A 23,314-nucleotide genomic window follows, 5' to 3' on the forward strand; every position below is an offset into this window, starting at 1 on the left:
ATCCCCCACTCCGGCGAGAAGTGAGGCAGTTTTTACACGCTCCAGAATACCAAGGGCTCGTGGAGTGAGGGGGTATGCGCAGGGCCGATTTTGTGTGGCCTTAGGCACACCATGAGGCCCCCAGGCATTCCCCACTGCGGCAGGACACAAAGGCAACTACCAAAGACGCGATGGCCCATCTCTTGCTAGACATAGTCATTCTGACGACAGAAACACTTGCTACCATGCGGAAACGACGCATCCGCCCTGCGGGGAACGCAGGGCAACTTTGAGAACGGCCCATGTCCATCCACGCAGCGCTGAACCACGTCACGCACTACACCTATGACCGCCTGGTCAATCTAGGTCCCCAGGTCATCCGGCTACGCCCTGCCCCCCACTGCCGCAGCAAGGTGCTGTCGTATTCACTGAAGGTTGAGCCCGAAGTCCACTTCTTGAACTGGCAACAAGACCCCTATGCCAACTACCAGGCCCGCCTGGTATTCCCGGAGAAGACCAAGCAATTCAAGGTCACCGTCGATCTGGTCGTCGAGATGGCGGTCTACAACCCGTTTGACTTCTTTCTGGAGCCCGCGGCTGAGGAGTTTCCGTTCAAGTACGAGCCTTCGCTGAAGCAGGAGCTTGCGCCCTACTTGATTGCTGACCCGCTGACGCCGTTGTTCAAGAATTTCCTGAACAGCACCAACCGCAAACGCCGCCGCACGATTGACTTCTTGGTGGACCTGAACCAACTGGTGCACAAGGCTGTGGCCTACACCATCCGCATGGAGCCTGGCGTGCAAACGCCGGAAGAAACGCTGACGCTAGCGAGTGGCTCGTGCCGCGATTCGGGCTGGATGCTGGTGCAATTGCTGCGCCACTGTGGTCTGGCCGCGCGCTTTGTGTCGGGCTATCTGATTCAACTCAAGCCCGATGTGAAATCGCTCGACGGCCCCAGCGGCACTGAAGTCGATTTCACCGATCTGCACGCCTGGTGCGAGGTCTATCTACCCGGCGCGGGCTGGGTCGGGCTGGATGCCACGTCGGGACTGATGGCCGGCGAAGGCCATATTCCTCTGGCCTGCACACCGCAGCCTTCGGGCGCGGCGCCGATTGAAGGCGGCGTCGACAAAAGCGAGGTGGAATTCAGCCACCACATGCAGGTCACGCGCATCTACGAATCCCCCCGCGTCACCAAACCCTACACGCCAGAGCAGTGGGCCGATGTGATGAAGCTGGGCGACCAGGTGGACCGTGAACTGGTGGCAGGCGACGTGCGCCTGACCATGGGCGGCGAACCAACGTTTGTGGCTGTCGACGACCGCGACGCTGGCGAATGGAACACCGACGCGCTCGGCCCCACCAAGCGCGGCTTTGCGCAAGCGCTGGTGCACAAGCTGCGCGACGAATACGGCCAGGGCGGCTTTCTGCATTTCGGCCAGGGCAAGTGGTACCCCGGCGAACAGCTGCCGCGCTGGGCGCTGAACATCTACTGGCGTGCCGACAAGCAAAAAGTCTGGAACAACCCCGCGCTGTTCACCGACGAGCGCAAGCCCACCCACTACACCGCCAAAGACGCGGGCTACTTCATCCGCACGCTGGCCTCCAAGCTGGGCCTGACCGACAAGTTTGTACAAGCTGGGTATGAAGACAGCTGGTACTACCTGTGGCGCGAGCGCCGCTTGCCGGTCAACGTAGACCCGTTCAACTCCAAACTCGACGACGAAATGGAGCGCGCCCGCTTGCGCCGCGTGTTCGAGCAGAAGCTCGATTCTGAAGTGGGCTATGTGCTGCCGCTCAAGGTGGCCGAAGGCCCACGTGCTTCCGGTCCGGTGTGGACCACAGGCCCGTGGTTCTTCCGCGATGAGCGCATGTATCTGATGCCCGGCGATTCGCCGATGGGTTTGCGCCTGCCGCTGGATTCGCTTCCTTGGGTCAGTGAAGCCGACTTCCCGTATCTGGTCGAACAAGACCCGACGGTTGCACGCGGCAACTTGCCGCCGCACAACGCATTTGCGGCACGCTATGCGCAAACACCGGCCACCATCCGCACGACAACGACCGCGTCGACAGCCACGGTTGAAGCTCCTACGTCTGCGCGAGCTGAGCAAGTGCCGTATGTCGCGGGTGCGCCAGTCGCACCCACTGCAAAGCTCACCCTGCAATCAGCCACCGCCCCGGTTAGCGAAGCCGCGTTCAACGCGCAAACCCCGTTGCAACCAGAGCCCGCCGCCTACGCCGCGCAACCGTCGCGCTTTGAATCCGCCCACTGGATCACGCGTACCGCGCTGTGCGTAGAAGTGCGCGACCCACGCCGCGCAAGCGGCCCCAAGGCCGAAGCCGTAGGACAAAAGTCCGGCGTGATGTACATCTTCATGCCGCCGCTGGAGCGCCTGGAAGACTATCTGGATTTACTGGCCGCAATTGAAGCCACGGCAACCGAGCTGGGTGTACAAATCGTGCTGGAAGGCTACCCACCGCCACGCGACCCGCGCTTGAAGCTGTTGCAGGTCACGCCCGACCCCGGCGTCATCGAAGTCAACATCCACCCGGTCGCCAACTGGAAAGAGCTGGTCTACAACACCGAGTTCTTGTACAACGCCGCGTTTGAGTCGCGCCTGTCGGCCGAAAAGTTCATGGTCGATGGCCGCCACACCGGCACCGGCGGCGGCAACCACTTTGTGATGGGCGGCGCAACGCCCGCCGACAGCCCCTTCCTGCGCAAGCCCGAGCTGCTGGCCAGCCTGCTGCTGTACTGGCACAACCACCCAAGCTTGAGCTATCTGTTCAGCGGCATGTTTGTCGGCCCGACGAGCCAGGCGCCGCGCGTGGACGAAGCGCGCAACGACCAGTTGTACGAACTGGAAATCGCCATCGAGCAGATCTACAAAAACCGCGAGCTGTATGGCCAGACCATGCCGCCATGGCTGGTGGACCGTACGCTGCGCAACATCCTGATCGACGTCACTGGCAACACGCATCGCAGCGAGTTCTCCATCGACAAGATGTACTCGCCCGACTCTTCCACGGGGCGTTTGGGCCTGTTGGAACTGCGCGCGTTCGAGATGCCGCCGCATCCGCACATGAGCAGCGTGCAGCAACTATTGCTGCGCGCGCTGGTGTCACGCTTCTGGAAGTCGCCGTACAAGGCGCCGGTGACCCGTTGGGGCACCGAGTTGCACGATCGCTTCATGCTGCCGACCTTCATCAAGATGGATTTTGATGACGTGATGGCCGAAATGAACCAAGCCGGTTATGCGTTTGATCCAAGCTGGTTTGCACCGCACTACGAGTTCCGCTTCCCACTGCTGGGCTCGGTCAACAGCGCGGGCGTGGAGATGACGCTGCGCAACGCGCTGGAGCCTTGGCATGTGATGGGCGAAGAAAGCTCGGCAGGCGGAACCGCGCGCTATGTGGACTCCAGCCTGGAGCGCATCGAGGTGCGCGTCACCGGCCTCAACCAGAGCCGCTATGTCGTCACCTGCAACGGCGAAGCGCTGCCCATGCACGGCACCGGTACCGTGGGCGAGTTTGTTGCCGCAGTGCGCTACAAGGCCTGGAACCCGCCAAGCAGCCTGCACCCCACGATTGGTGTGCACGCTCCTCTGACCTTTGACATCGTCGACACCTGGATGAAACGCTCGCTGGGCGGCTGCCAGTACTTTGTGGCCCACCCCGGCGGCCGCAACTACGACACCTTCCCGGTCAACAGCTACGAAGCCGAAAGCCGGCGACTGGCACGCTTCAGCACCTTGGGCCATACGCCGGGCACACTGGTCGTGCCACCGGCCACCATCAACGTGGCGGGCAGCAAGGAATTCCCGTTTACAAAGGACCTGCGCAGATCGTAGACTGCATCCATGAGCCGATTCGCGCTGTTGCTGGTTTGCGTTTTCTTGTGGGCAGGCATGGCCCGCGCAGAAGGCTCGGTCAGCATCTGCAGCGAACCCGGCGACGGCCCGCCTTGGCTCTATTGGCAAAAGACGCCCGGCGCGGCCACACCACAGAAGCTGGCCGGATTCACCTACGACATGATCCACGCGGCGTTTGCCCGATCGGGAAAAACCGTCGCCTTTCGCGGCGACTTGCCTTGGGCCCGCTGCCTGAAGATGGTTGCAGCGGGAGAAATTGACTTGGCGTCTGGCGCCTACTTCAGCGAAGAGCGCGAAAAAATCTATACCTACTCCCAACCCTACAAAACGCTAACCCCGCAGGCCTTCATGCTGGCGGGATCGGCCGTCAAGATCCAATCCATAGCAGACCTGCGCCGTTACCGCGGCTGCGGCATGAACGGCTCCAGCTATAGCCACTATGGGCTGCGAGCCGGTGATCTGGATCAGGGCAGCCGCAGCTACGCCGGCATGATTGAGAAACTGAAGATCAAACGCTGCGAATACTTTGTCGAAGAACTGGAGGTCATCGCCCATCTCAACGGCGGGCGCGACCATTACCTGGAAGACCCCAAGCTGCGCCACAACGGCGTAGAAGGCGCCACCCGCCCCGCCATGCACCTGATCGCCGCCAAGGGCAGCCCCGCCGCGCTATTGCTGCCGCTGTTTGATGATGCATTTCAGAAAATGCAGAAGGCGGGTGAGGTACAGAAGTTGTGGAAAAAGAACGCTGGGGACTTGGTGTATTGAACCCAAGTTGCGGCTTAAGATCGCTGCGGCTATGCAGCGAAAGCAGTCTTTGAGAGTAGCCGCCTGATTTCGGCGCTTGCTGGGCTTGCCGATTCTGTTATCGCTACTAAATGCATAGCGAAATTGAGATTTCCGAATCAATTCAATGCGTTATCGCACTTCCTTACATTTTGATCATCATCAAACCGAGTTGTTCACAAGCGGGTTTGCAGAATCAGTCGGCATTTTCGTAAGCACCGAGTTGCCACCTCACACTAAAAGTCAGCTATAAATCAAACACTTTTAAAAAAATACTGGGAGGCAATCATGGCGCGAAAAAAAGTTGTTCATGTGACCTGCTTGATGTCCAAAACACGCTAGGCGCAGGTGATGAGACCTCTCTTCCGCATACTGTTTGGTGTCGCTATAGCCCTGCCGTTGCTACTCTGTTCAAGCTACGTGTTGGCGGAGGATTGCATTCATGGAGCACGGTATGTCCGAAAGGGAGGGTCCTATATTCATGTAGGCGAAGCCACTGTGTCTGACAATGGGTCTGCAACCGCGAAGGTGGAAATGCAGGCTCTGGGGGACATGGCACCGGACGGAGCACCGCGCTATGGCAACCTAGATGGGGAGATATCGCTTACACGCGACCGCTGCGCGGGGGTTATCTCAAGCCCTGAAAACTCTTGTTCCTTGATCGTCATTTTCACGAACAAGACCGCGAAAGTCTATGAGGTAGGCTACTGCTTCACTGGCACCGGCGTATACGGTGCAGGCCTCTATTTGAAGGCGAAGGCGCAACATAGAAAACGCGTGGCTAATCATTGAAAATGCTTTGGGAACAACCTAAGCCTAACCGGTTGGCCCACGCGGACACACAGTAGAAGTTGCTGCTGCGCGGCGCACGCTGCGTTCCGGTGGCCTCCACTTTAAAGTTGCATGTGGATGTCTGCTTTGTAGCGGAAGAAAAGACCGCTAACAGCCTGAAGCCGACATCACCCAACGCGCCCAACACTCAAACTCCCCCTACATCTGCCTAAACAAATGCAGATAACTCCGGCTCACCGGCAGCTTCTCTGAGCGCCCCTTGAGTTGAACTTCACCCGAGTCTCCGGGGCCGTGGGTGTACTGCGCAACCTGGTGCAGATTGACAATCACCGAACGGTGAATCTGTGCGAACAGTTCGGGGTCCAGCGCGTCGGCCAGTTCGCGGATGGTTTTGCGTATCAGCGCCTCGCCGCCTTCCCATACGACCAGCGTGTATTTGGTGTCCGACTTCAGGTACTGCACCTGCTCCACCGGAATCAAGCGCACGGCATTGCCCACTGACGCTTTGATCCACTTGAGCCACGCGCGTGGCTCGCTGCGTTCGCGCATCTGGCTGGCCATTTGTTCCAGCACGGCATCCAGCTCGGTGGGCGCGCTGTCCGCGGGCTTTTGCAAGCGCTCTTTCAGGCGGCAAATCGTGTCCAGCAGGCGCGACTCTTCCAGCGGCTTGACCAAGTAGTCAACGGCACCCTGGCGGAAGGCCTCTACGGCGTAGGTATCGAACGCGGTGACAAACACCACCTGCGCACGTCGCCCAATGCAACGCGCCACTTCGACACCGTTCATGCCCGGCATGTGGACGTCCAGAAACACCACGGCGGGCTGGAACTCGTCAAACAGTTCCACCGCCTCGCGCCCATTGCGCGCCTGGGCGACGATTTCCAGCTCGGGCCACAGGCGTTTCAGTTGCAATGCGAGCTGTTCGCGCAGCAAAGGCTCGTCATCGGCGATCAGTGCAGTCACTGTGTTCATACAGCCCTCTTGAAACGCAGGTCTACGCGCAGGCCGTGGGGCGACTGCTCCAGCAACTCCATTGTCGCGTCATTGCCAAAGAACGCTTGCAGCCGCTGCTGAAGATTGGTCAGCCCCGTACCTTGACCCGCTTCTTCAGACATGCCCACGCCGGTGTCTGCTACCCAGATGTGCACACCGTCGGCCCCCACTGCCCGGGCGCCCACAACAATATGGCCGCCTTCGATGCCTGGGTCTATGCCGTGCCGAATCGAGTTTTCCACCAGCGTGAGTAGGGCCATCGGCGGAAAGCGCAGCGTTGCCAGCGAGGTATCAATATCCACGTTGTAGGTCAGGCGGTCTGGCATGCGCATGGCCATGATCTCCAGGTAGGAGCGCACCAGCCGCTCTTCGTCCGCCAGCGTGGCGCTTTCCTGGTGCAACTGCTGCATCGCGCCGCGCAGGTAGGCAATCAGGCTGCGAAACACCGGTACCGCGCGCGGCGAGCCGGTTTCCACCAGGGTTTGTACGTTGGCCAATGTGTTGAGCAGAAAGTGTGGCTCGATTTGTGCGGTCAGCAAATGCAGGCGCGCGTCTGCGGCTTGACGCTGCAGAGTCTCGCGTTCCAGTTCAAACTGCAGCGCAGCAGCCCGCGCCTGCGCGTCGCGCTCGCGGTACAGCGCGCCCATGGCGATCAAACTGCCTGTGATCAGGCCACCAAACATCACCATGAAATACCCCCCGACCAGCGAGCGCGAGGTGATGAAATCATGGAAGCTGCCGCCGGTGCCCAGCAGCTGAACGACCAGCGGCGCCAGGATGGCGCCAAATGTGACGGCCATCAATTGGGCGACCCAACGGGGCAAGAGTTTCTGGCGCAAGGCACCGGAGCAATTGAACGCAAACAGCAGCACTACACCGACAAAGCAGGTTTCGCCCAGCAGTTCGACAAAGCTGTTGCGGGTGATTGGCATCAAGCTCACCGCAGCGACTAGCGCAAGGCCCATGACCGCGATAAATTGCTGGAGCGTGGGTTTCAGGCGGTGGTGGTCCCACAGGCCCTTGTCGGCATCTGTGGGGGTTACAGGGTTGGTAGAGGGAAAAGTCATGCTCCAACGATAGGGCCGAGGCCCCAAAGGGTCAATCGCATTCAGGATAAAGCGCGGTTTTGCGGGCGCAGACTGCGCCAAAAGCCGTATTAACCCCTCTGACACCACTGGCATACTCTGACACTGTGACATCTCCCACCGAAATACGCCCCCCCGAGCCTGCGCCAGCAGGCCTGGATGTCAGCGCACAAGCGCAGGCCTGCGAGGCCAATTCCGGGCATTTTGATGAGCTTCGGGGCGGTTTGACGCCGGATGTGGTCCCTCAGGGCGCTATAAATTCAGGAGCTTCTTACGCACCATTGACGGGGGCTTGGACCGAATTCTTTGCCCAATCTGAAGCGGCAACCAGTGCCGATCTGGATGTACGGTTTGCCAGCCTGCAGCGCCAGGTGCGCGACAACGGCGTCAGCTACAACGTCTACGCCGATGCCGAAGGCCCACAGCGCCCCTGGTCGCTGGACCTGTTCCCGCTGATCATCGACCCCGCCAGTTGGCAGCACATTGAGGCCGGCGTACAACAGCGCATGGCGGTGTTGGAGGCCGTGATGGCGGATGCCTACGGCCCGCAAAACTTCATCAAACAGGGTTTGCTGCCGCCGGCATTGGTGCACGGCCACCCCGGCTTCTTGAGGCCCATGTGCGGCGTGGCGCCGGTGGGCGGGCAGCATCTGCATATCGCTGCATTCGATGTGGCGCGCGGGCCAGACGGCCTGTGGTGGGTGTTGGGGCAACGGTCCCAAGCCCCATCGGGCCTGGGCTATCTTTTGGAAAACCGCCTCGCGGTGTCGCGCCAGTTTCCGCAGGCCTTCCACGAATTGCATGTGCAGCGCCTGGCATCGACCTACCGCGCGCTGATGGACAGCCTGAAGGCGCGCAGCCCGGCCGGCACCGACGCGCACATCGCGCTGCTGACGCCTGGCCCGTACAACGAAACCTATTTTGAACACGCCTACTTGGCGCGCTACCTGGGCCTGACACTGGTCGAAGGCAGCGACCTGATGGTGCGCGAGGATCGCCTGTTTCTCAAGACCCTGCGCGGCCTGGTTCCGGTGCACGGTTTGCTCAAGCGCGTCGACGATCAGTATCTGGACCCGCTGGAATTGCGCTCGGACTCCACTTTAGGCGTGCCCGGATTGCTGCAAGCCATACGCGCAGGCAACCTGCTGGTGGCCAATGCGCCAGGCTCGGCGTTTCTGGAGTCGCCCGCGCTACTAGGCTTCATGCCTGGGCTGGCAAAGCATGTTCTGGGCGAGGAATTGCACATGCCCGCCTTGCCCACCTGGTGGTGCGGCGAGCGCAGCGCGATGGAAGAAGCGCTGCCGCAACTGTCTGAACACACGATCAAGCCAACCTATCCCGGCTCGTCGCTGCATGGCAACTTTGATGCCGTGATCGGCAACACGTTGAACCAAGCCGAGCTGGACGCCTGGGCCGGTCGCATCATGCGCCAGAGCGAAGAACACACGGTACAGGCCTACATGCCGCTGTCGCAAATACCAGTATGGCAAAGCGAACCGGGCGCGACCGGGCGTATGCAGGCGCGCTCGGTGCTGCTGCGGGTGTTTGCGGTGTCGGACGTTCCGGCGGCCGACGGCAAGCCACGCTGGCGCGTGCTGCCAGGCGGCCTGGCCCGTGTGGCCAAGGGCCAGGCCGATATTGCATCGATGCAGCGCGGCGGCAGCAGTGCCGATGTCTGGGCGCTGACCGATGGCGAGGTGGATACCGACACGCTCTTGCACAACGTCCACAGCCCGGCACTGGTGGCACAGCGCAAACGCCTGGTGACCAGCCGCGCCGCAGAAAATCTGTACTGGCTGGGCCGCTACACCGAACGCACCGAAAACTCGGTGCGCCTGGCGGTGCTTATACTGGAATGTCTGGCCGGTGAAGACCAAGATGACCCGGCGCTGTTGCAATGGCTGAACACGCTGGCGCTGCGCAATACGCTGGTGCTGCCCGGCGTGCCCAGCCCGCAACAGGCGCGCCGCGTGTTTGAGCGCTCGCTGATTGCAAGTCTGGGCGGTAGCGACAGCGAGAGCGCAACCAGCGTGGGCTACAACCTGCGCGCGCTTAAGATGGCCGCAGCTGCCGTGCGCGAGCGGCTGTCGCAGGAACACTGGAGCGTGATTGTCAGGGCCGAGGAAGAGCTGTCTGCGCGCTGCAAACGCCATGTGGCACGCGGCGATTACGCCACCACAGCGGCGCTGCGAGTGCTCAAATCGGCCAGCGGCCATCTGGCCGCCATTACCGGCGCGCAGACTGACCGCATGACGCGCGACGACGGCTGGCGCTTGTTGAGCGTGGGTCGTCTGGTCGAGCGATTGGGCTTCTTGTCCAACGCACTGGCCTGCGGATTGGAGACCGAGAGCCTGCAAAGCAACGGCGGCTTCGAAGCCATGCTGGCGCTGTTTGACAGCAGCATTACCTTCCACGCGCAATTCCAGCAGAGCCGCGAACTACCGGCATTGACCGACCTGCTCGTGCAGGACCGCGACAACCCGCGGTCATTGGCCTGGGTGGCCCATACGCTGCGCGGTCGCCTGGCCAAACTCGATGGCAGTCCGGCGGGCGTGTTGGGCCCTCTATCCATGAAGGTGCCAGACCCGGCCGACTGGGGTTTTGATGTTGATCTGCAAAGCGCTCCCGCGCTGCTCGCACCCGTGTCTTTGCTGGATTTGCTGTCTGCACTGGGTGATGCGGCGTACGCCATCTCCGACGACATCAGCGCTACCTATTTCACCCATTCCGGTCAGACCAATTTCAGCGTAGGTAGCTAGATGCTGCTCGACGTCCTGCATGAAACCCGCTACCGGTACCGTCCGGTGGTGGAGACTGCGCAGCACATGGCTTACCTCACGCCGCGCACCCATGCGGGCCAGCAATTGGTCAGCCACGCGCTGGCGATTGCGCCTTTTGCGGCCCAGCAAAAGGACAACGAAGATGTGTACGGCAACACGCGCACTTTCTTCTCGCTGCAGATTCCGCATGATTCGCTGGTGGTCAGCTCGCACAGCCAGGTGCGCACCCGCGAACACGCCTTGCCGCACAGCGAAGTCGTCTGGGAGGTCGCACGCGAAGCGTTGCGCTACCAGGCAGGCGCGCCTTACGACGCCGCCAGCGAATTTGTCTACGCCTCGCCGTTTGTGCCGCGCCACCCCGACTTCGCGGCCTACGCACGGCCCAGCTTTGCACCCGGCATTCCGCTCCTGGAAGCCACCATCCATTTGATGCAGCGCATGCACACGGACTTCCGCTACGAGAGCGAAAGCACAGAGATCAACACCCCTGCATTGCAGGCGCTGCAGGAGCGCCGCGGTGTGTGCCAGGACTTCGCCCACATCATGCTGGGCTGCCTTCGCAGCCTGGGCCTGCCGGGGCGTTATGTCAGCGGCTATTTGCTGACCGAAGCCGCGCCAGGGCAGACCAAGCTGGTCGGCAGCGATGCATCCCACGCGTGGATTAGCGTGTACCTCGCAGACCTGCCCGAGGGCGCGCGCTGGTGCGACTTTGACCCGACCAACAACCGCTGGGCCTGGCATGCACCGGGAGCCGATTACGTGACGCTGGCCTTTGGCCGCGACTTCGGCGATGTATCGCCGCTCAAGGGTGTGATCCACGGTGGCGCCAGCCACACGCTGCAGGTGGCAGTGACGGTACAGGCCATAGGCGACAATGCGGCCCCAGCGGTGCGCAGCGCGCAAGCCACACCATCGCAATCACAATCACAATCCCAATCTCAAAGCTGAAGGACATCCTATGAGCGTGTACGACAAACTGGCCGAACTCTCCATCACCCTGCCCCCGGTGGCCATTCCAGCAGCGGCTTATGTGCCGTTTGTACAGACTGGCAAGCTGGTGTTTATCAGCGGCCATATCGCCAAGAAGGAAGACGGCAACCCATGGGTCGGCAAGCTGGGTCAAACCATGACCACGGAAGAAGGTAAAGCCGCAGCGCGTTCCATCGCCATTGAGTTGATGGGCACATTGCACGCTGCCGTCGGTGACCTGAATCGTGTCAAGCGCATCGTCAAGCTGATGTCGCTGGTCAACTCCACCGATACCTTTATCGAACAGCATCTGGTCACCAATGGCGCCAGCGAATTGTTCGGTCAGGTGTTTGGCGACAAGGGTGCGCATGCACGCAGCGCTTTTGGCGTGGCCCAAATTCCACGTGGCTCCTGCGTTGAGATTGAGTTGATTGCTGAGATCGAATAACCGGTCGTCTTGTCGTCACCGTATTGGGGGAACTGACGGGGTGCCTGTTTTACTCCGTGTCCCCCGGCCCTGCTACGCAGTGCCTCCTCCTTTACCTGCGTAAAACAGGCACCCCGTCAGTTCCAGCGAACGTATTGGCACCGCCCTCAGGAATACCAGAGTCACTTCGACGTAGCTGCGGGGATGAGGCGGGCTGTTTTGCGAAGGTAAAGGAGGAGACCGCGTAGCGGGCGGGGGACACGTAGCAAAACAGTCCGCCTTAGCTCCGTAGCGGGCTCAGAACAAAAACTCAGGCAACCTTAAACACAGCAACCGCCTGCTTCATCCGATCCGCCTGCTCGCGCAAGCTCTCGGCGGCAGCTGCACTTTCTTCCACGAGTGCGGCGTTTTGCTGGGTCATCTGATCCAGCGTACCAATAGCCTCATTGACACCCGCGATTCCAGCACTTTGCTCGTTCGCAGCAGAGGTAATTTCGTTAATCACGTCCGCCACACGGCGTACCGATTGCACGATGTCGTCCATCGTGTTGCCCGCGTCGCTGACCAGCCGCGTGCCAGATTCCACTTTGGACACCGAAGTCGTAATCAAGGTCTTGATCTCACGCGCTGCTTCCGCACTGCGCTGCGCCAAGCTGCGTACTTCGCTGGCAACCACGGCAAAGCCACGCCCCTGTTCGCCAGCGCGCGCCGCTTCAACCGCTGCATTCAGCGCCAGGATGTTGGTCTGAAATGCGATGCCGTCGATCACGCTGATGATGTCGGCAATCTTCTTGCTGCTGGCGTCGATCTCCTGCATTGTGGACACCACTTCCTTGACCACCGAGCCACCACGCTGCGCCACAGTGGACGCACTGCCTGCCAGCGCTGCCGCCTGACGCGAGTTGTCTGCGCTGTGCTTCACGGTGATGGTCAGTGCGTCCATGCTGGATGCGGTGGACTGCAGGTTGCTGGAGGTTTGTTCGGTGCGCGCAGCCAAGTCGTTGTTGCCCTGGGCGATTTCGGCACTGGCCGTGGCGATGCTGTCGGTGCTGACACGCACCTGCGACACCATGCGCCCCAGCGATTCGTTCATCGTTGCCAGCGAGCGCAGCAAGGCACCAAATTCATCGTGCCGGTCGGTCGAGATATGGGAGCTCAAATCCCCTTCGGCAATACGCGCCGCCAGCAAATTGGCGCGGTCCAGCGGCTCACGGATCGAACGAACCAGCCAGAAAGTACCGATGAAAATGACGACCATGATGCCCAACAGACCGCTGATCATCATCACGGAATTGGTCTGGCGCAGGCCTTCGGTTTCGGCCTGCACCTCCACCACGCGCTCCTCAGCCAGCTTGACCAAATCGCGTTGGCTGGCGATGTAGGCCTGCATCGCTGGCAAATATTGGCCGCTGTAGATTTGCGCTGCGGCATCGCTCTGGCCATCGGCTTTGGCTTTCTTGGCCGCATCGCGCGCAACAAACATCACCTTGCGGAATTCAGCAATTTTTTTCAGCTGGGCACGCTCGCCCTCGGTCAACGGCAGTGCTTCCAGTTGCTTTTGCAGTTCGGAGATTTCAGCGCTGGTCGCGGCAATCGCGTCCTTGAAGTTATCGGCGACCTTGGGTTCGCTGCTGACCAGGATCGCGTTGTTGCGCGCGGCGTTCAGCTCGGTGTAGCCATTCCAGCGGTTGGTCACCCGGACAATGTCACTGGAGGTCTGCAGTTGAGCCCGGCCATCGCCCAGAATTTTGGCGCTGCGGGTGAACCCGGCGCCAGCAATCAGGACCAGCGACAGCAGAATCAGGGCAATGAAGGCCCAGAGTTTCGTGGCAATACGCAGTTTGTTGAATCCGCTCATGGAGGCCTCCTGATCAAGTGCCTCACACTACGACGTGCTTGCCGCCTTTACAACGGGGCAATCCCTAATTCAGAATTTTCCACACCTGCTGCTCAGAAACAGCCTGCAGCACTGCAGCATCCACGCGATGTGGCGCTATTTGCGCCAATGGGTGCAACACAAATGCCCGCTGCAACATGCGCGGATGCGGCACAGTCAATCGCGCTGACATGATGTGCGCATCACCATACAACAGCAAATCCAGATCAAGCGTACGCGGGGCATTGATGTAGGGCCGTGTCCGGCCTGCCTGCAGTTCCAGCGTCTGCAGTTGTTCCAGCAGGGCCATCGCGTTGAGACCGCTGCGAACCTTGACGACTGCATTGACATAGTCAGGGCCGCCCGCATCTACCGGAGCGCTGCCAAACAGGGAGGACTGCGCGACCAGCTCTACGCCCGGCAGGGCCGCGATACTGTGGATGGCGCCTTGCACTGCAACTCGGGCGTCTCCTAAATTGCCGCCCAGCCCAATATAGGCATCTACCCAATCGCGCATGGCTGGTTAAAGCGATTACTCGCCGGATGATTGTCCAGTTTCACCGCCACCACCTTCACCGCGTGCCGCACCGGTACGGCGGCGGCGACGGCGTTTGCGGGGCGCATCGCTGGCTTCTTCGGCGGGCGGTGGTGGTGCATCGGAGGGGCCGGACTGTGTGCCGTCCCGTGCTTTTGCGGGGGCTTGTGCGCGCTGTACGCGCGGCTGGGGCTTACGTTGCTGTTGCTCCTGGCGTACCGCATCGACCAATTCCTGGCGTACCTCGTCGCTGGCCATGCTGAACTCCTGCCACCAGTCGGCCAGCACCTCGTCCACTTCACCGGCATCGGCACGCAGGCGCATGAAGTCGAACGCAGCGCGAAAACGCGGCTGATCAACCAGACCAAACGCGGCGCTGCCTGCGCGCTTCTCAAAGCGCGGCTGCATCAGCCAGATTTCACGCATGTCACCGGCCAGCTTGCCGCGGCCCGACACATCGCCAATGCGGGCATTAAAAACGTCTTCGATCGCGTCCTGCAGCGCAGGGTGGCTGTGCTGGCGCTCTGCAATACGCTGGGCCCAGCCATCGCGCACATCGGCCCACAGCACACAGGCCAGCAGGAAGCTCGGCGCCACCGGCTTGCCTTCGCCAACGCGGCGGTCGGTGTCTTTCAACGCGGCATTGACAAACGTCTGTTCGGCACGCTCAACCACCACATCCAGCAACGGGTAGATACCGCGCGACATGCCCAGTTTGTTCAACTGCTCAATGGACGCCAACGCGTGACCGGTTTGCAGCAGCTTGAGCATTTCGTCAAACAAACGGCTCTGCGGCACATCATTCAACAGAGACTGGCTCTTGATCAGCGGGCCTGCGGTCTTGGCTTCGAGCTTGAAGCCCAGCGGGCTCAGCTTCGCGGCAAAACGGATGGCACGGATGATGCGCACCGGGTCTTCGCGGTAGCGCGTGGCGGCGTCGCCAATCATGCGCAGGGTTTTGCTCTTCGCGTCTTTCAGACCGTTGTGGTAATCGACCACGATTTGCGTCTCGGGGTCGTAGTACATCGCGTTGATCGTGAAGTCACGGCGCACGGCGTCTTCTTCCTGCGGCCCCCACACGTTGTCGCGCAGCACGCGGCCCGTGCTGTCCACGGCGTGCTTCATGCCTGCGAGTTCGCTCTTGCTTGTTTTCTCGTTGCCGGCGACTTGCTCGGCTGCGGCGTTGTCCAGATAGGCGCGGAAGGTGGAGACTTCGATGACTTCATGCTCGCGGCCACGGCCATAGACCACGTGCACGATGCGAAAGCGGCGGCCAATGATGAAGGCGCGACGGAACAAACCCTTCACTTGCTCGGGCGTGGCGTTGGTGGCCACATCAAAGTCCTTGGGGCGCAGACCCAGCAACAAGTCTCTTACGGCGCCACCGACGATATAAGCCTCAAAACCTGCGTTTTGCAGCGTGCGCGTCACGTTGGTCGCGCGTTCGTCTACCAGTGTCGGATCAATGCCGTGTTCACTGGCTTGCACCACTACGCGCTTGCCGAACATAGGCTTCTTGCTGCTGGTGCTGGCCGGGGTCTTGCCCAGCAGTTTGTCGATGAATTTCTTAATCATTGGCTCTAAAAGAGATCAAGTATGCGCCACCCGCGCTCCAGAGCTATCTGGCGCAAAGTGGCGTCCGGGTTGGTTGCTACCGGCACATTGACCCGCTCCATGAGGGGCAGATCGTTGATGGAATCGGTATAGAAGGTGCTGTGAATGCCAGCCCAGTCCAGCCCCCGATTGTGCAGCCATTGGCTGACACGGGTCACTTTGCCCTCCCGAAAGGACGGTGTGCCCCTGATTTCGCCGGTGTACCAGCCCGATGTGCTGTCGGTTTCCAGTTCAATCGCGATCAGCTCCTCTACTCCCAGCGCCTTGGCAATCGGGCGGGTCACAAACTCATTGGTGGCAGTGACTACCACCACGGCGTCCCCCGCTTGCTGGTGCTTCTGTACCAGTTCCAGCGCCTGGGATTTGATGTCTTTTTGGACCGTAGAGCCCATGAAATCGGCGTGAGCAGCTATCGAATTGGTAGCACCCTGACGGCGAATGGCTTCGGTAGAGAAGCGTACATAGGCATGGATATCCAAGGTTCCGGCCTTGTATTGTTCATAAAACGCGTTGTTGCGTCGGTCAAACTCAGCACCATCGGTCCAGCCGCGCTGGGTGGTGAACTCGCCCCAGGCATAGTCCGAATCGAAGGGAATCAGCGTGTTGTCCAGGTCAAAAAAAGCAATCTTTGGCAAAGTCATGCGTTGTCCATCATCGATTTGATCAGCGGAATAGTGATGGCGCGCTTGGTCTGCAGCGCGTAGCCGTCCAGCAGCCCCAGCAGCTCCATCAGGCTGCCCAGGTCGCGGGAAAAGCGGGTCAGCATGTAGTCCATCACCTCATCGCTCAAAAATACACCCCGGGCATCGGCCGCCTGACGCAACACGGAGCGGCGCTCGGGTTCGCTCAAGGAGTGCAGGCCAAACACATGGCCCCAGCCCAAACGGGTACGCAGGTCTTCGCGCAGCTTTAGTTCCACCGGTGCCAACTCGCCAGCTGCCATCACCGGGCGCTGCAAAGCCTGCGCATTGACGAACCAGTTGAAGGCCGTGTGCTGCTGGGCGGCGGTATACAGATGCACATCGTCCATTAGCACTGCCGCCCAGGCCTCGTTGAATTCGGGCGCTTCGTGTATCGACGCGTCGAGCCATCCGACACGTGCACCCTGCTCGCGCAATGCGGATTCAGCCGCCTTCAGCAGGTGGCTTTTACCGCTGCCTTCTGGTCCCCAGTAGTAGGTCGGCACCGGGGAGCGGGTGGTGCCCTGCCCCTGTTCACTGCTACCGATCCAAAGCTCCAGATGGCGCAGTGCCTCCGCATTGGGGCCTGCACAGAAATTGGCGACTGTTGGCCCGGTGGACAAACCAATGTCCAGCGCGATTTGCTTCATGGTGTCAGATCAGCCTTGATAGAGCTTGCTGGCCACGTAGCTCACTTGCAGCCGACGCATAGCGACCAGAAGCACAGCGCTGGCAGGCAGCGCGATCAGCACACCAACAAAGCCGAAGAGCTGACCAAACGCCAGCAACGCAAAAATCACCGCCAACGGATGCAGGCCAATGCGCTCACCGACCAACCTTGGCGTCAAAAACAGACTCTCCACCACTTGTCCCAGTCCGTACACCACGGCCACCATGATGACCGCGTAGCCGATGCCAGGGGTGGACGCAAACTCCAGCAAACCCGCCAAAATCGCCAACACCAGACCCACCCCAAAACCGAGGTACGGCACAAAGATCGCCAGACCCGTGAAGATGCCAATCGGCAGCGCCAGATCCAGACCGAACAGTGCCAACGCCACGCTGTAGTACACCGCCAGAACTACCATCACCAGCAACTGCCCGCGCAGATATTGGCCCAGCACTGCGTCGGATTCGGCCAGAAAACTGTCGGTATTGGTGCGCATGCGCGGCGGGATCAGTCCGCGCATTTTGGACACGAAGTGGTCCCAGTCCATCAGCAGATAAAACAACGCGACCGGGATCAGGATGGCATTGCCGATAATCGCAAAGGCCACGCTGCCACCCAGCTTGACCGATGTCATCACCGAGCCCAGCGCGTCTTCTACGTTGGCGTTCAGGTAGGTCATCACAAAGGATTTGATGCTGGCGATATCCAACGAAATGTGAATGCCCCACTGCGCCAGCCAGGGTTTGAGCGACTTGTTGGCGTTGTCCAGCAACGCCGGCAATTGCTCACGCATCAGCGGCAACTCCTTGGCCAGGATGGGCACGATCAGCAATGCAACGCCCAGCAGCGCCAAAATGAAAACCACTTCCACGACGATGACGGCCAGCAGCCGCGGGATACGCCCGCGCCCCAGATCATCCAACCAATCCACCAGCGGCGTCAGCGCATACGCCAGCACCGAGGCCACGACAAATGGCGCCAACACGGGCGCCAGCAGCCACAGCGCAGCGACCGCCAGGACCGCGATGAGCGCCCATGCGCCGAATTGTTTTTGGGTGGAGGTGAATTGCATTGGGTGAACTAAAGCATTGTTTCAGCGAAGACTAACAATTACCCGGAGGCTTTGTTACGTCGCAGCTAAAATCTGGGCAAATTCTATAGGGGCCAGCCTTGGCTGCAGCCTTCAAACCACTTCCCATGACCCAATCTGCTGCTTCCACCCCCCTCTCCTACAAAGACGCTGGCGTTGATATCGTTGCCGGCGACGCCTTGGTCGAGCGCATCAAGCCGCTGGCCAAAAAGACCATGCGCGAAGGCGTTTTGGCGGGAATTGGCGGATTTGGCGCACTGTTTGAAGTGCCCAAGCGCTACAAGGAGCCCGTGCTGGTCTCGGGCACCGACGGCGTGGGCACCAAGCTCAAGCTGGCGTTTGAATGGAACATGCACGACACCGTGGGCATCGACCTGGTGGCCATGAGCGTCAACGACGTGCTGGTACAGGGCGCCGAACCGATGTTTTTCCTGGATTACTTTGCCTGCGGCAAGCTGGATGTGGAAACCGCCGCGGCAGTGGTGGGTGGCATCGCCAAGGGCTGCGAACTGTCTGGCTGCGCGCTGATTGGCGGCGAGACTGCCGAAATGCCGGGCATGTACCCCGCGGGCGAGTACGACCTGGCCGGCTTTTGCGTTGGCGCTGTCGAAAAGTCCAAGATCCTGACCGGCGCTGATGTGAAGCCTGGCGACGTGGTGCTGGGCCTGGCGTCCAGCGGCGTGCATTCCAACGGTTTTTCCCTGGTGCGCAAGTGCATTGAGCGCGCGGGCAGCGACGCCCCCGCCACACTGGACGGAAAGCCGTTCAAGCAGGCGCTGATGGAACCCACGCGTCTGTATGTGCTAAATGTGCTGGCCGCGCTGGCTGCCCACCCGATCAAGGCGCTGGCCCACATCACCGGTGGCGGCCTGTTGGAAAACATTCCCCGCGTGCTGCCCGAAGGCACAGCCGCCCACCTGAAAAAAGGAAGCTGGCCACAAACTGAGCTGTTTGCCTGGCTGCAAAAGACCGCCAGCATTGATGACATCGAGATGAACCGCACCTTCAACAACGGCATTGGCATGGTCGTTGTTGTGGACGCAGCCCACGCGGAAGCCACCGCCGCCACGCTGCGCGCAGCCGGTGAAGCGGTTTACACCATTGGCAGCATTGCCCCCATCGGACAAGGTGCTGCCGTCGTGGTGGCCTGACCCTGGTCCGGTCGAAAACCAGCAGTCGATTGACGCATTTCGTCACACTTGCTAGTAAATTTATAGCTGCCTACGCACAGTAGGACTGGACTTCCGGGCTTTTTTGCTCCAAACTTTGTCTCCCGGAGACATTTTGGAGAGCGCAATGCCCATCATTGCCGTGATCAATCGCAAGGGCGGCAGTGGCAAAAGCACGGTCGCAACGCACCTGGCAGCCTGGTTGGCGCGCCAGGGCTGTGCCGTGATGCTGGGCGATGTCGACCGCCAGCAGTCCACCAAAGCCTGGCTCAAACGCCGTGACGCGTCCCTACCCGCTATCGTTCCGTGGGCGCTGGACCAAAAAAATGTATTGCGTGTGCCCACTGGTGTGACCCATGTGGTGCTGGACACGCCCGGCGGCATGCACGGTTTTGAATTGGCCAAAGTCATCATGTCGGCCGATGCGGTGCTGATGCCCGTGTGCCATTCGATGTTTGACCGAGAATCCGCCGCCGCCTGCCATGCAGAGTTGTCCACACTGCCGCGGGTCGCTTCCGGGCGCTGCCAGTTGGCCGTCGTGGGCATGCGCATTGACGCCCGCACCCGTGCTGCCGAAAACTTGGAGGGCTGGGCGAAGGATTTGAAGGTACCGTTTCTCGGCGCGCTGCGCGAGACACAGGTGTATGTCAAAGCACTGGACAGTGGCTTGACCGTTTTCGACCTGGGCGCCCGAGCCCAACCCGCCGATCTGGCGCAGTGGGAGCCCATCCTGGACTGGATCCGCCCCATCGCCAAACTGCCATCCAGGCCATTGCCTGTGCCTATCCCAGAAATTCGGGTCGAACAGCCCGAATCATCCCAATGGCCGCACGCGCCGCGCGCTGCCAGCCTGATGCCGGCCCAGAGTGGCCTGACGCATGGCAATGTCTATGCGATGACCCGGCCTACGGGCACAGCCCTTTAGTTTTCCGCTTCAGTCCCGCAAACGGCGCAGCGCATCGAGTTGGTCAGCCACCGCCTGCACATCCGTCAGGTCGCGGGCATGCAGCAGGTACTCCTCAAGATCGAGGATCGCGGCTGGGACCTGACCCAATTCCGCATGCGCCAGCCCCCGATCACGCAGCTCCTGCCAGGACTCGGGCAGCAGAATGATCAGCCGCTCCAGCACCGGCAACATGCGCTGCCAGTCGTTCTGGTTGCGGTAAATCTCCTTCAGGTTGCGCAGCATGCGGGCAATGATTTCACGTGGCGGCGAGGTCTGCAGGTACAGGCCCAGCGGCGCCTCCATATCTTCACCCTGGCCGCTACCGAGGCGAAAGGGCTCCACCAGTTCAGCCAGCTCTTCACGGCTGAGCGACCGCCCGCTCATCGGGTCGATCAGCACCTGGCCCATGGGCAAATTGACCTTGACCAGAAAATGCCCTGGAAAACCCACGCCACGTACAGTCAGGCCCAACCCCTGGGCCAGCTCCATCCACAGCACAGCCAATGAAATCGGGATACCACGGCGCGTGTGCAGCAGCACGCTGATCATGCTGTTGTCGGGGTCGTAGTAATCGTTGACGTTGCCGCCAAACTTCAAATCCTGAAAGAAGAACTGGTTGAGCAGACGCAGCTTGTGTAGCGGGCCCGCATCGGCCGGAATGCGGCGCTTCAGGCGGGCCAGCAGCTGGTCCACTTCTTCCAGCACGCTCTCCACATCCACATCGGGATACTCGTCTTGCGCCAGGCAAATGGCCGCTTCCAGCAATGCGAAATCGCTGTCTTCCTGTACCAGCGATGCAAAAAATTCCAGGGGAGTGGGTACATCAAACATCAGGTCCATGTCATTCCCCTAGGGTTTGGTAGTGCGATTCAACGGCGCAGAAACTGCCGCAAGTTTAGTCCCGCGGCCCGGATCGCCGCGAAGTAGATAGCAACACCGCCGATGACGAAGAGCGTCAGCCACCCGGTACGTTGCAACTTCTCAGCTTTCAGCGCCAGCCAGGGCACGGAGCTATTCGCCCACATCAAAAACACCGCCAGCAGAGCGCTGGCCGCCAACACCTGCAGGGTAAAGCGCCCCCAACCCGGCAGCGGCGCGTAGGTTTTGGTGCGAATCAAGCCTCCCAGTAGCCACACCGCATTGACCATCGCACCGAGCCCAATAGACAAAGCCAAGCCTGCGTGGGCGATCCATGGCACCAGGACGAAATTGAGGGCTTGGGTAATGACCAGTACCGCAATGCCGATGAGTGCAGGCGTCCTGATGTTCTGGCTCGCGAAGTAACCCGGCGTCAGCACCTTGATCGCCACCAGCCCCACCAAGCCGGAGCCATAGCCCATCAATGCGGCGGTCGTTTGCAAGACGTCTGTGTCCTTGTAGGCGCCGTTGTGGAACAGCACCGCCACCAGTGGCTGCGCAAACGTAATCAACGCCACTGCGCTGGGCACCGACAGCAAGATGACCAGGCGCAGACCCCAATCGATCATTTCGGAAAACCGCGCCGAGTCGTTGACCGCCTTGGCAGCCGCCAGTTGCGGCATAAGCACTACCCCCAACGCCACCCCCAGCATCGCGGTCGGAAACTCCATCAGCAAGCTGGCGCCGTTCAACCAAGTCACCGAGCCGATAGCCAGATGGGACGCGATTTGCGTGTTAATCAGCAGCGAAATCTGAGAAACGCTGACGCCCAGCAGGGCTGGGCCCATCAGGTGCGCTATTCTTTTGGTAGCTGGTTGCGCCCACGCTTCGCGGGCTGCAGCCAGATTGATCTTGATTTTCGGGGCCAGGCCCATACGCCGCAGTGCCAGAAAAATCGCCCCCAGTTGCAATACACCGCCAACCATTACGCCACCCGCCATCGCGTAAATGGGCTCAATTCCCATCTGCTTGAACCATGGAGCGCCCAGCCAGGCAGCGGTAATCATGGACACGTTCAAGAGCACCGGCGTGGCAGCAGGAATCGCAAATTTCTTCCAGGTATTGAGCACCCCCGCGCCCAGCGCCACCAGCGACATGCAGGCGATGTACGGGAACATCCAGCGCGTCATCACCACCGCCGCCTCAAAGCCTTCGGGTTTCAGCCCGCTGGCCAGGATGTAGACCAGAATCGGCGCACCCACGATGCCCAATACGCAGGCAATCAGCAGGGTTATCGTCAACAAGGTTGCAATAGCGTTGATCAATATATGAGTCGCCGCCTCGCCTTCCTGCTCCTTGGTGCTGGCCAAGACCGGCACAAACGCTTGGCTAAAGGCCCCTTCCGCAAACATGCGGCGCAGCATATTGGGGATGCGAAACGCCACCCAGAAGGCGTCGGTCATGGCGCTGACCCCAAAAATGGAGGCCATCAACAGGTCCCGCACCAAACCGGTGATACGAGAGGCCAGGGTCAGCAAGGAGACGATGGAGGCGGATTTGATGAGGCTCACAGGTTTTGAGTGTAGCCCCCCTGCAGACCCGATATTTGGGTGGCGGAGACTGCCTGGAGCGCTTGGGCCGGGCAGGCCGGGGCCTATAGCCCGGCCGCGCCCGTGCGTGTGCAAACGCCCCCAAAAGCCAATGTAGGCAGCAAAAAGACGAAGTGGTACAATCGCGGGCTTTGCTGACAACATCCTACGACACAAGGAATATTTACTATGGCATCTGGAAAACCCAAGAAAAAGAACCCGCGCCTCGCGTCGGGCCGTAAGCGCGTCCGTCAGGACGTCAAAATCAATGCAGCTAACACCTCCCTGCGTTCCAAGTACCGTACTGCGGTCAAGAACGTAGAGAAGGCAGTTCTGGCCGGTGACAAGACCAAGGCCGCTGAACTGTTTGCGAAGATGCAAGCTGTTGTCGACACCGTCGCCGACAAGGGCATCTTCCACAAGAACAAGGCAGCTCGCGATAAGAGCCGTCTGGCAACCAAGGTGAAAACCTTGGCTCTCGCCGCCTAATTTTTAGGCAAATCGCACTGACTCTTTCGGGAGTCAGCCGTTTGTAACGGGTGCGCTGTCAGCAAGCAAAAAGCAGGGAAGCCGTCGAAAGACGGCTTTTTTGTGCCCGATTGTT

At 60.5% G+C, this 23,314-nt stretch carries 18 protein-coding genes; 8 read left to right on the forward strand and 10 right to left on the reverse strand.

All coding sequences use genetic code 11. The annotated features are described in order from the left end of the window. Nucleotides 1-281: 281 nt before the first annotated feature. Both AC1DV6_RS16440 and AC1DV6_RS16445 read left to right on the forward strand, forming a co-directional pair. Nucleotides 282-3,830: a transglutaminase family protein gene (locus tag AC1DV6_RS16440; protein ID WP_477979293.1), complete on the forward strand. Its 3,549-nt coding sequence runs from the start codon at nt 282-284 to the stop codon at nt 3,828-3,830. A gap of 9 nt (nt 3,831-3,839) precedes the next feature. Further along, complete coding sequence (locus AC1DV6_RS16445; protein WP_477979295.1) at nt 3,840-4,619, forward strand: substrate-binding periplasmic protein; 780 nt, start codon at nt 3,840-3,842, stop codon at nt 4,617-4,619. A gap of 1,008 nt (nt 4,620-5,627) precedes the next feature. On the opposite strand, the gene AC1DV6_RS16450 is transcribed toward AC1DV6_RS16445, so the two are convergent. Together AC1DV6_RS16450 and AC1DV6_RS16455 are read right to left on the reverse strand one after the other, a co-directional pair. After that, nucleotides 5,628-6,401 (reverse strand): LytR/AlgR family response regulator transcription factor, encoded by a 774-nt coding sequence (locus AC1DV6_RS16450; protein WP_477979297.1) that lies wholly within the window; start codon nt 6,399-6,401, stop codon nt 5,628-5,630. Beyond that, nucleotides 6,398-7,489, reverse strand: a complete 1,092-nt coding sequence (locus AC1DV6_RS16455) for a sensor histidine kinase (protein WP_477979299.1) — start codon at nt 7,487-7,489, stop codon at nt 6,398-6,400. The genes AC1DV6_RS16450 and AC1DV6_RS16455 overlap by 4 nt, the downstream gene beginning before the upstream one ends. 125 nt (nt 7,490-7,614) lie before the next feature. Here AC1DV6_RS16455 and AC1DV6_RS16460 point away from each other — a divergent pair, with 125 nt between their 5' ends. The 3 genes from AC1DV6_RS16460 to AC1DV6_RS16470 are packed head-to-tail and all read left to right on the forward strand — an operon-like array spanning nt 7,615 to nt 11,704. After that, on the forward strand, nt 7,615-10,266 hold the full coding sequence (locus tag AC1DV6_RS16460) for a circularly permuted type 2 ATP-grasp protein (RefSeq protein WP_477979301.1): 2,652 nt from the start codon (nt 7,615-7,617) through the stop codon (nt 10,264-10,266). Continuing rightward, a complete protein-coding gene (locus tag AC1DV6_RS16465) occupies nt 10,267-11,235 on the forward strand; it encodes a transglutaminase family protein (protein WP_477979303.1) in 969 nt (322 codons plus the stop codon). It abuts the gene before it with no gap. A 10-nt stretch (nt 11,236-11,245) separates the two neighbouring features. Then, nucleotides 11,246-11,704, forward strand: a complete 459-nt coding sequence (locus tag AC1DV6_RS16470; RefSeq protein WP_477979305.1) for a RidA family protein — start codon at nt 11,246-11,248, stop codon at nt 11,702-11,704. 289 nt (nt 11,705-11,993) lie between these two features. Here AC1DV6_RS16470 and AC1DV6_RS16475 read toward each other — a convergent pair whose 3' ends face one another. The 6 genes from AC1DV6_RS16475 to AC1DV6_RS16500 form a co-directional block, all read right to left on the reverse strand. Then, entirely contained in the window at nt 11,994-13,541 is a 1,548-nt protein-coding gene (locus tag AC1DV6_RS16475) for a methyl-accepting chemotaxis protein (RefSeq protein WP_477979307.1), read from the reverse strand. A gap of 64 nt (nt 13,542-13,605) precedes the next feature. Beyond that, entirely contained in the window at nt 13,606-14,076 is a 471-nt protein-coding gene (folK, locus tag AC1DV6_RS16480; protein ID WP_477979309.1) for a 2-amino-4-hydroxy-6-hydroxymethyldihydropteridine diphosphokinase, read from the reverse strand. A gap of 15 nt (nt 14,077-14,091) precedes the next feature. Beyond that, nucleotides 14,092-15,669, reverse strand: coding sequence for a polynucleotide adenylyltransferase PcnB (gene pcnB / locus AC1DV6_RS16485; RefSeq protein WP_477979311.1), 1,578 nt, complete (start codon nt 15,667-15,669; stop codon nt 14,092-14,094). A 5-nt stretch (nt 15,670-15,674) separates the two neighbouring features. After that, nucleotides 15,675-16,349 carry a histidinol-phosphatase gene (locus AC1DV6_RS16490; RefSeq protein ID WP_477979313.1) on the reverse strand — a complete coding sequence of 225 codons (675 nt, stop codon included), beginning with the start codon at nt 16,347-16,349 and terminating at the stop codon, nt 15,675-15,677. After that, a complete protein-coding gene (gene hda / locus AC1DV6_RS16495; RefSeq protein WP_477979315.1) occupies nt 16,346-17,038 on the reverse strand; it encodes a DnaA regulatory inactivator Hda in 693 nt (230 codons plus the stop codon). The genes AC1DV6_RS16490 and hda overlap by 4 nt, the downstream gene beginning before the upstream one ends. A gap of 9 nt (nt 17,039-17,047) precedes the next feature. Continuing rightward, a complete protein-coding gene (locus tag AC1DV6_RS16500; RefSeq protein WP_477979317.1) occupies nt 17,048-18,130 on the reverse strand; it encodes an AI-2E family transporter in 1,083 nt (360 codons plus the stop codon). A 125-nt stretch (nt 18,131-18,255) separates the two neighbouring features. Here AC1DV6_RS16500 and purM point away from each other — a divergent pair, with 125 nt between their 5' ends. After that, the gene (purM, locus tag AC1DV6_RS16505) at nt 18,256-19,299 is read left to right on the forward strand and encodes a phosphoribosylformylglycinamidine cyclo-ligase (RefSeq protein ID WP_477979319.1); all 1,044 of its coding nucleotides are present in this window, start codon (nt 18,256-18,258) and stop codon (nt 19,297-19,299) included. A 145-nt stretch (nt 19,300-19,444) separates the two neighbouring features. Further along, complete coding sequence (locus AC1DV6_RS16510) at nt 19,445-20,242, forward strand: division plane positioning ATPase MipZ (protein WP_477979321.1); 798 nt, start codon at nt 19,445-19,447, stop codon at nt 20,240-20,242. 9 nt (nt 20,243-20,251) lie between these two features. On the opposite strand, the gene AC1DV6_RS16515 is transcribed toward AC1DV6_RS16510, so the two are convergent. Both AC1DV6_RS16515 and murJ read right to left on the reverse strand, forming a co-directional pair. Continuing rightward, complete coding sequence (locus tag AC1DV6_RS16515; RefSeq protein WP_477979323.1) at nt 20,252-21,103, reverse strand: SirB1 family protein; 852 nt, start codon at nt 21,101-21,103, stop codon at nt 20,252-20,254. Nucleotides 21,104-21,132: 29 nt separating this feature from the next. After that, nucleotides 21,133-22,692, reverse strand: coding sequence for a murein biosynthesis integral membrane protein MurJ (gene murJ / locus AC1DV6_RS16520; RefSeq protein WP_477979325.1), 1,560 nt, complete (start codon nt 22,690-22,692; stop codon nt 21,133-21,135). Nucleotides 22,693-22,899: 207 nt separating this feature from the next. Between murJ and rpsT the strand changes: the two genes are divergently transcribed. After that, nucleotides 22,900-23,199, forward strand: coding sequence for a 30S ribosomal protein S20 (gene rpsT / locus AC1DV6_RS16525; protein ID WP_477979327.1), 300 nt, complete (start codon nt 22,900-22,902; stop codon nt 23,197-23,199). Nucleotides 23,200-23,314 lie beyond the last annotated feature (115 nt).

Source organism: Rhodoferax sp. P2_H8_2, assembly GCF_056403235.1.

What these genes read in the sequence shown, in the direction of transcription:
- AC1DV6_RS16440 (WP_477979293.1), top strand. Translation starts at nt 282, where the DNA reads ATGTCCATCCACGCAGCGCTGAACCACGTCACGCACTACACCTATGAC.
- AC1DV6_RS16515 (WP_477979323.1), bottom strand. Translation starts at nt 21,103, where the DNA reads ATGGACCTGATGTTTGATGTACCCACTCCCCTGGAATTTTTTGCATCG.
- pcnB (WP_477979311.1), bottom strand. Translation starts at nt 15,669, where the DNA reads ATGATTAAGAAATTCATCGACAAACTGCTGGGCAAGACCCCGGCCAGC.
- AC1DV6_RS16490 (WP_477979313.1), bottom strand. Translation starts at nt 16,349, where the DNA reads ATGACTTTGCCAAAGATTGCTTTTTTTGACCTGGACAACACGCTGATT.
- AC1DV6_RS16465 (WP_477979303.1), top strand. Translation starts at nt 10,267, where the DNA reads ATGCTGCTCGACGTCCTGCATGAAACCCGCTACCGGTACCGTCCGGTG.
- AC1DV6_RS16455 (WP_477979299.1), bottom strand. Translation starts at nt 7,489, where the DNA reads ATGACTTTTCCCTCTACCAACCCTGTAACCCCCACAGATGCCGACAAG.
- AC1DV6_RS16450 (WP_477979297.1), bottom strand. Translation starts at nt 6,401, where the DNA reads ATGAACACAGTGACTGCACTGATCGCCGATGACGAGCCTTTGCTGCGC.
- hda (WP_477979315.1), bottom strand. Translation starts at nt 17,038, where the DNA reads ATGAAGCAAATCGCGCTGGACATTGGTTTGTCCACCGGGCCAACAGTC.
- AC1DV6_RS16510 (WP_477979321.1), top strand. Translation starts at nt 19,445, where the DNA reads ATGCCCATCATTGCCGTGATCAATCGCAAGGGCGGCAGTGGCAAAAGC.
- purM (WP_477979319.1), top strand. Translation starts at nt 18,256, where the DNA reads ATGACCCAATCTGCTGCTTCCACCCCCCTCTCCTACAAAGACGCTGGC.
- AC1DV6_RS16500 (WP_477979317.1), bottom strand. Translation starts at nt 18,130, where the DNA reads ATGCAATTCACCTCCACCCAAAAACAATTCGGCGCATGGGCGCTCATC.
- AC1DV6_RS16445 (WP_477979295.1), top strand. Translation starts at nt 3,840, where the DNA reads ATGAGCCGATTCGCGCTGTTGCTGGTTTGCGTTTTCTTGTGGGCAGGC.
- folK (WP_477979309.1), bottom strand. Translation starts at nt 14,076, where the DNA reads ATGCGCGATTGGGTAGATGCCTATATTGGGCTGGGCGGCAATTTAGGA.
- AC1DV6_RS16475 (WP_477979307.1), bottom strand. Translation starts at nt 13,541, where the DNA reads ATGAGCGGATTCAACAAACTGCGTATTGCCACGAAACTCTGGGCCTTC.
- AC1DV6_RS16470 (WP_477979305.1), top strand. Translation starts at nt 11,246, where the DNA reads ATGAGCGTGTACGACAAACTGGCCGAACTCTCCATCACCCTGCCCCCG.
- rpsT (WP_477979327.1), top strand. Translation starts at nt 22,900, where the DNA reads ATGGCATCTGGAAAACCCAAGAAAAAGAACCCGCGCCTCGCGTCGGGC.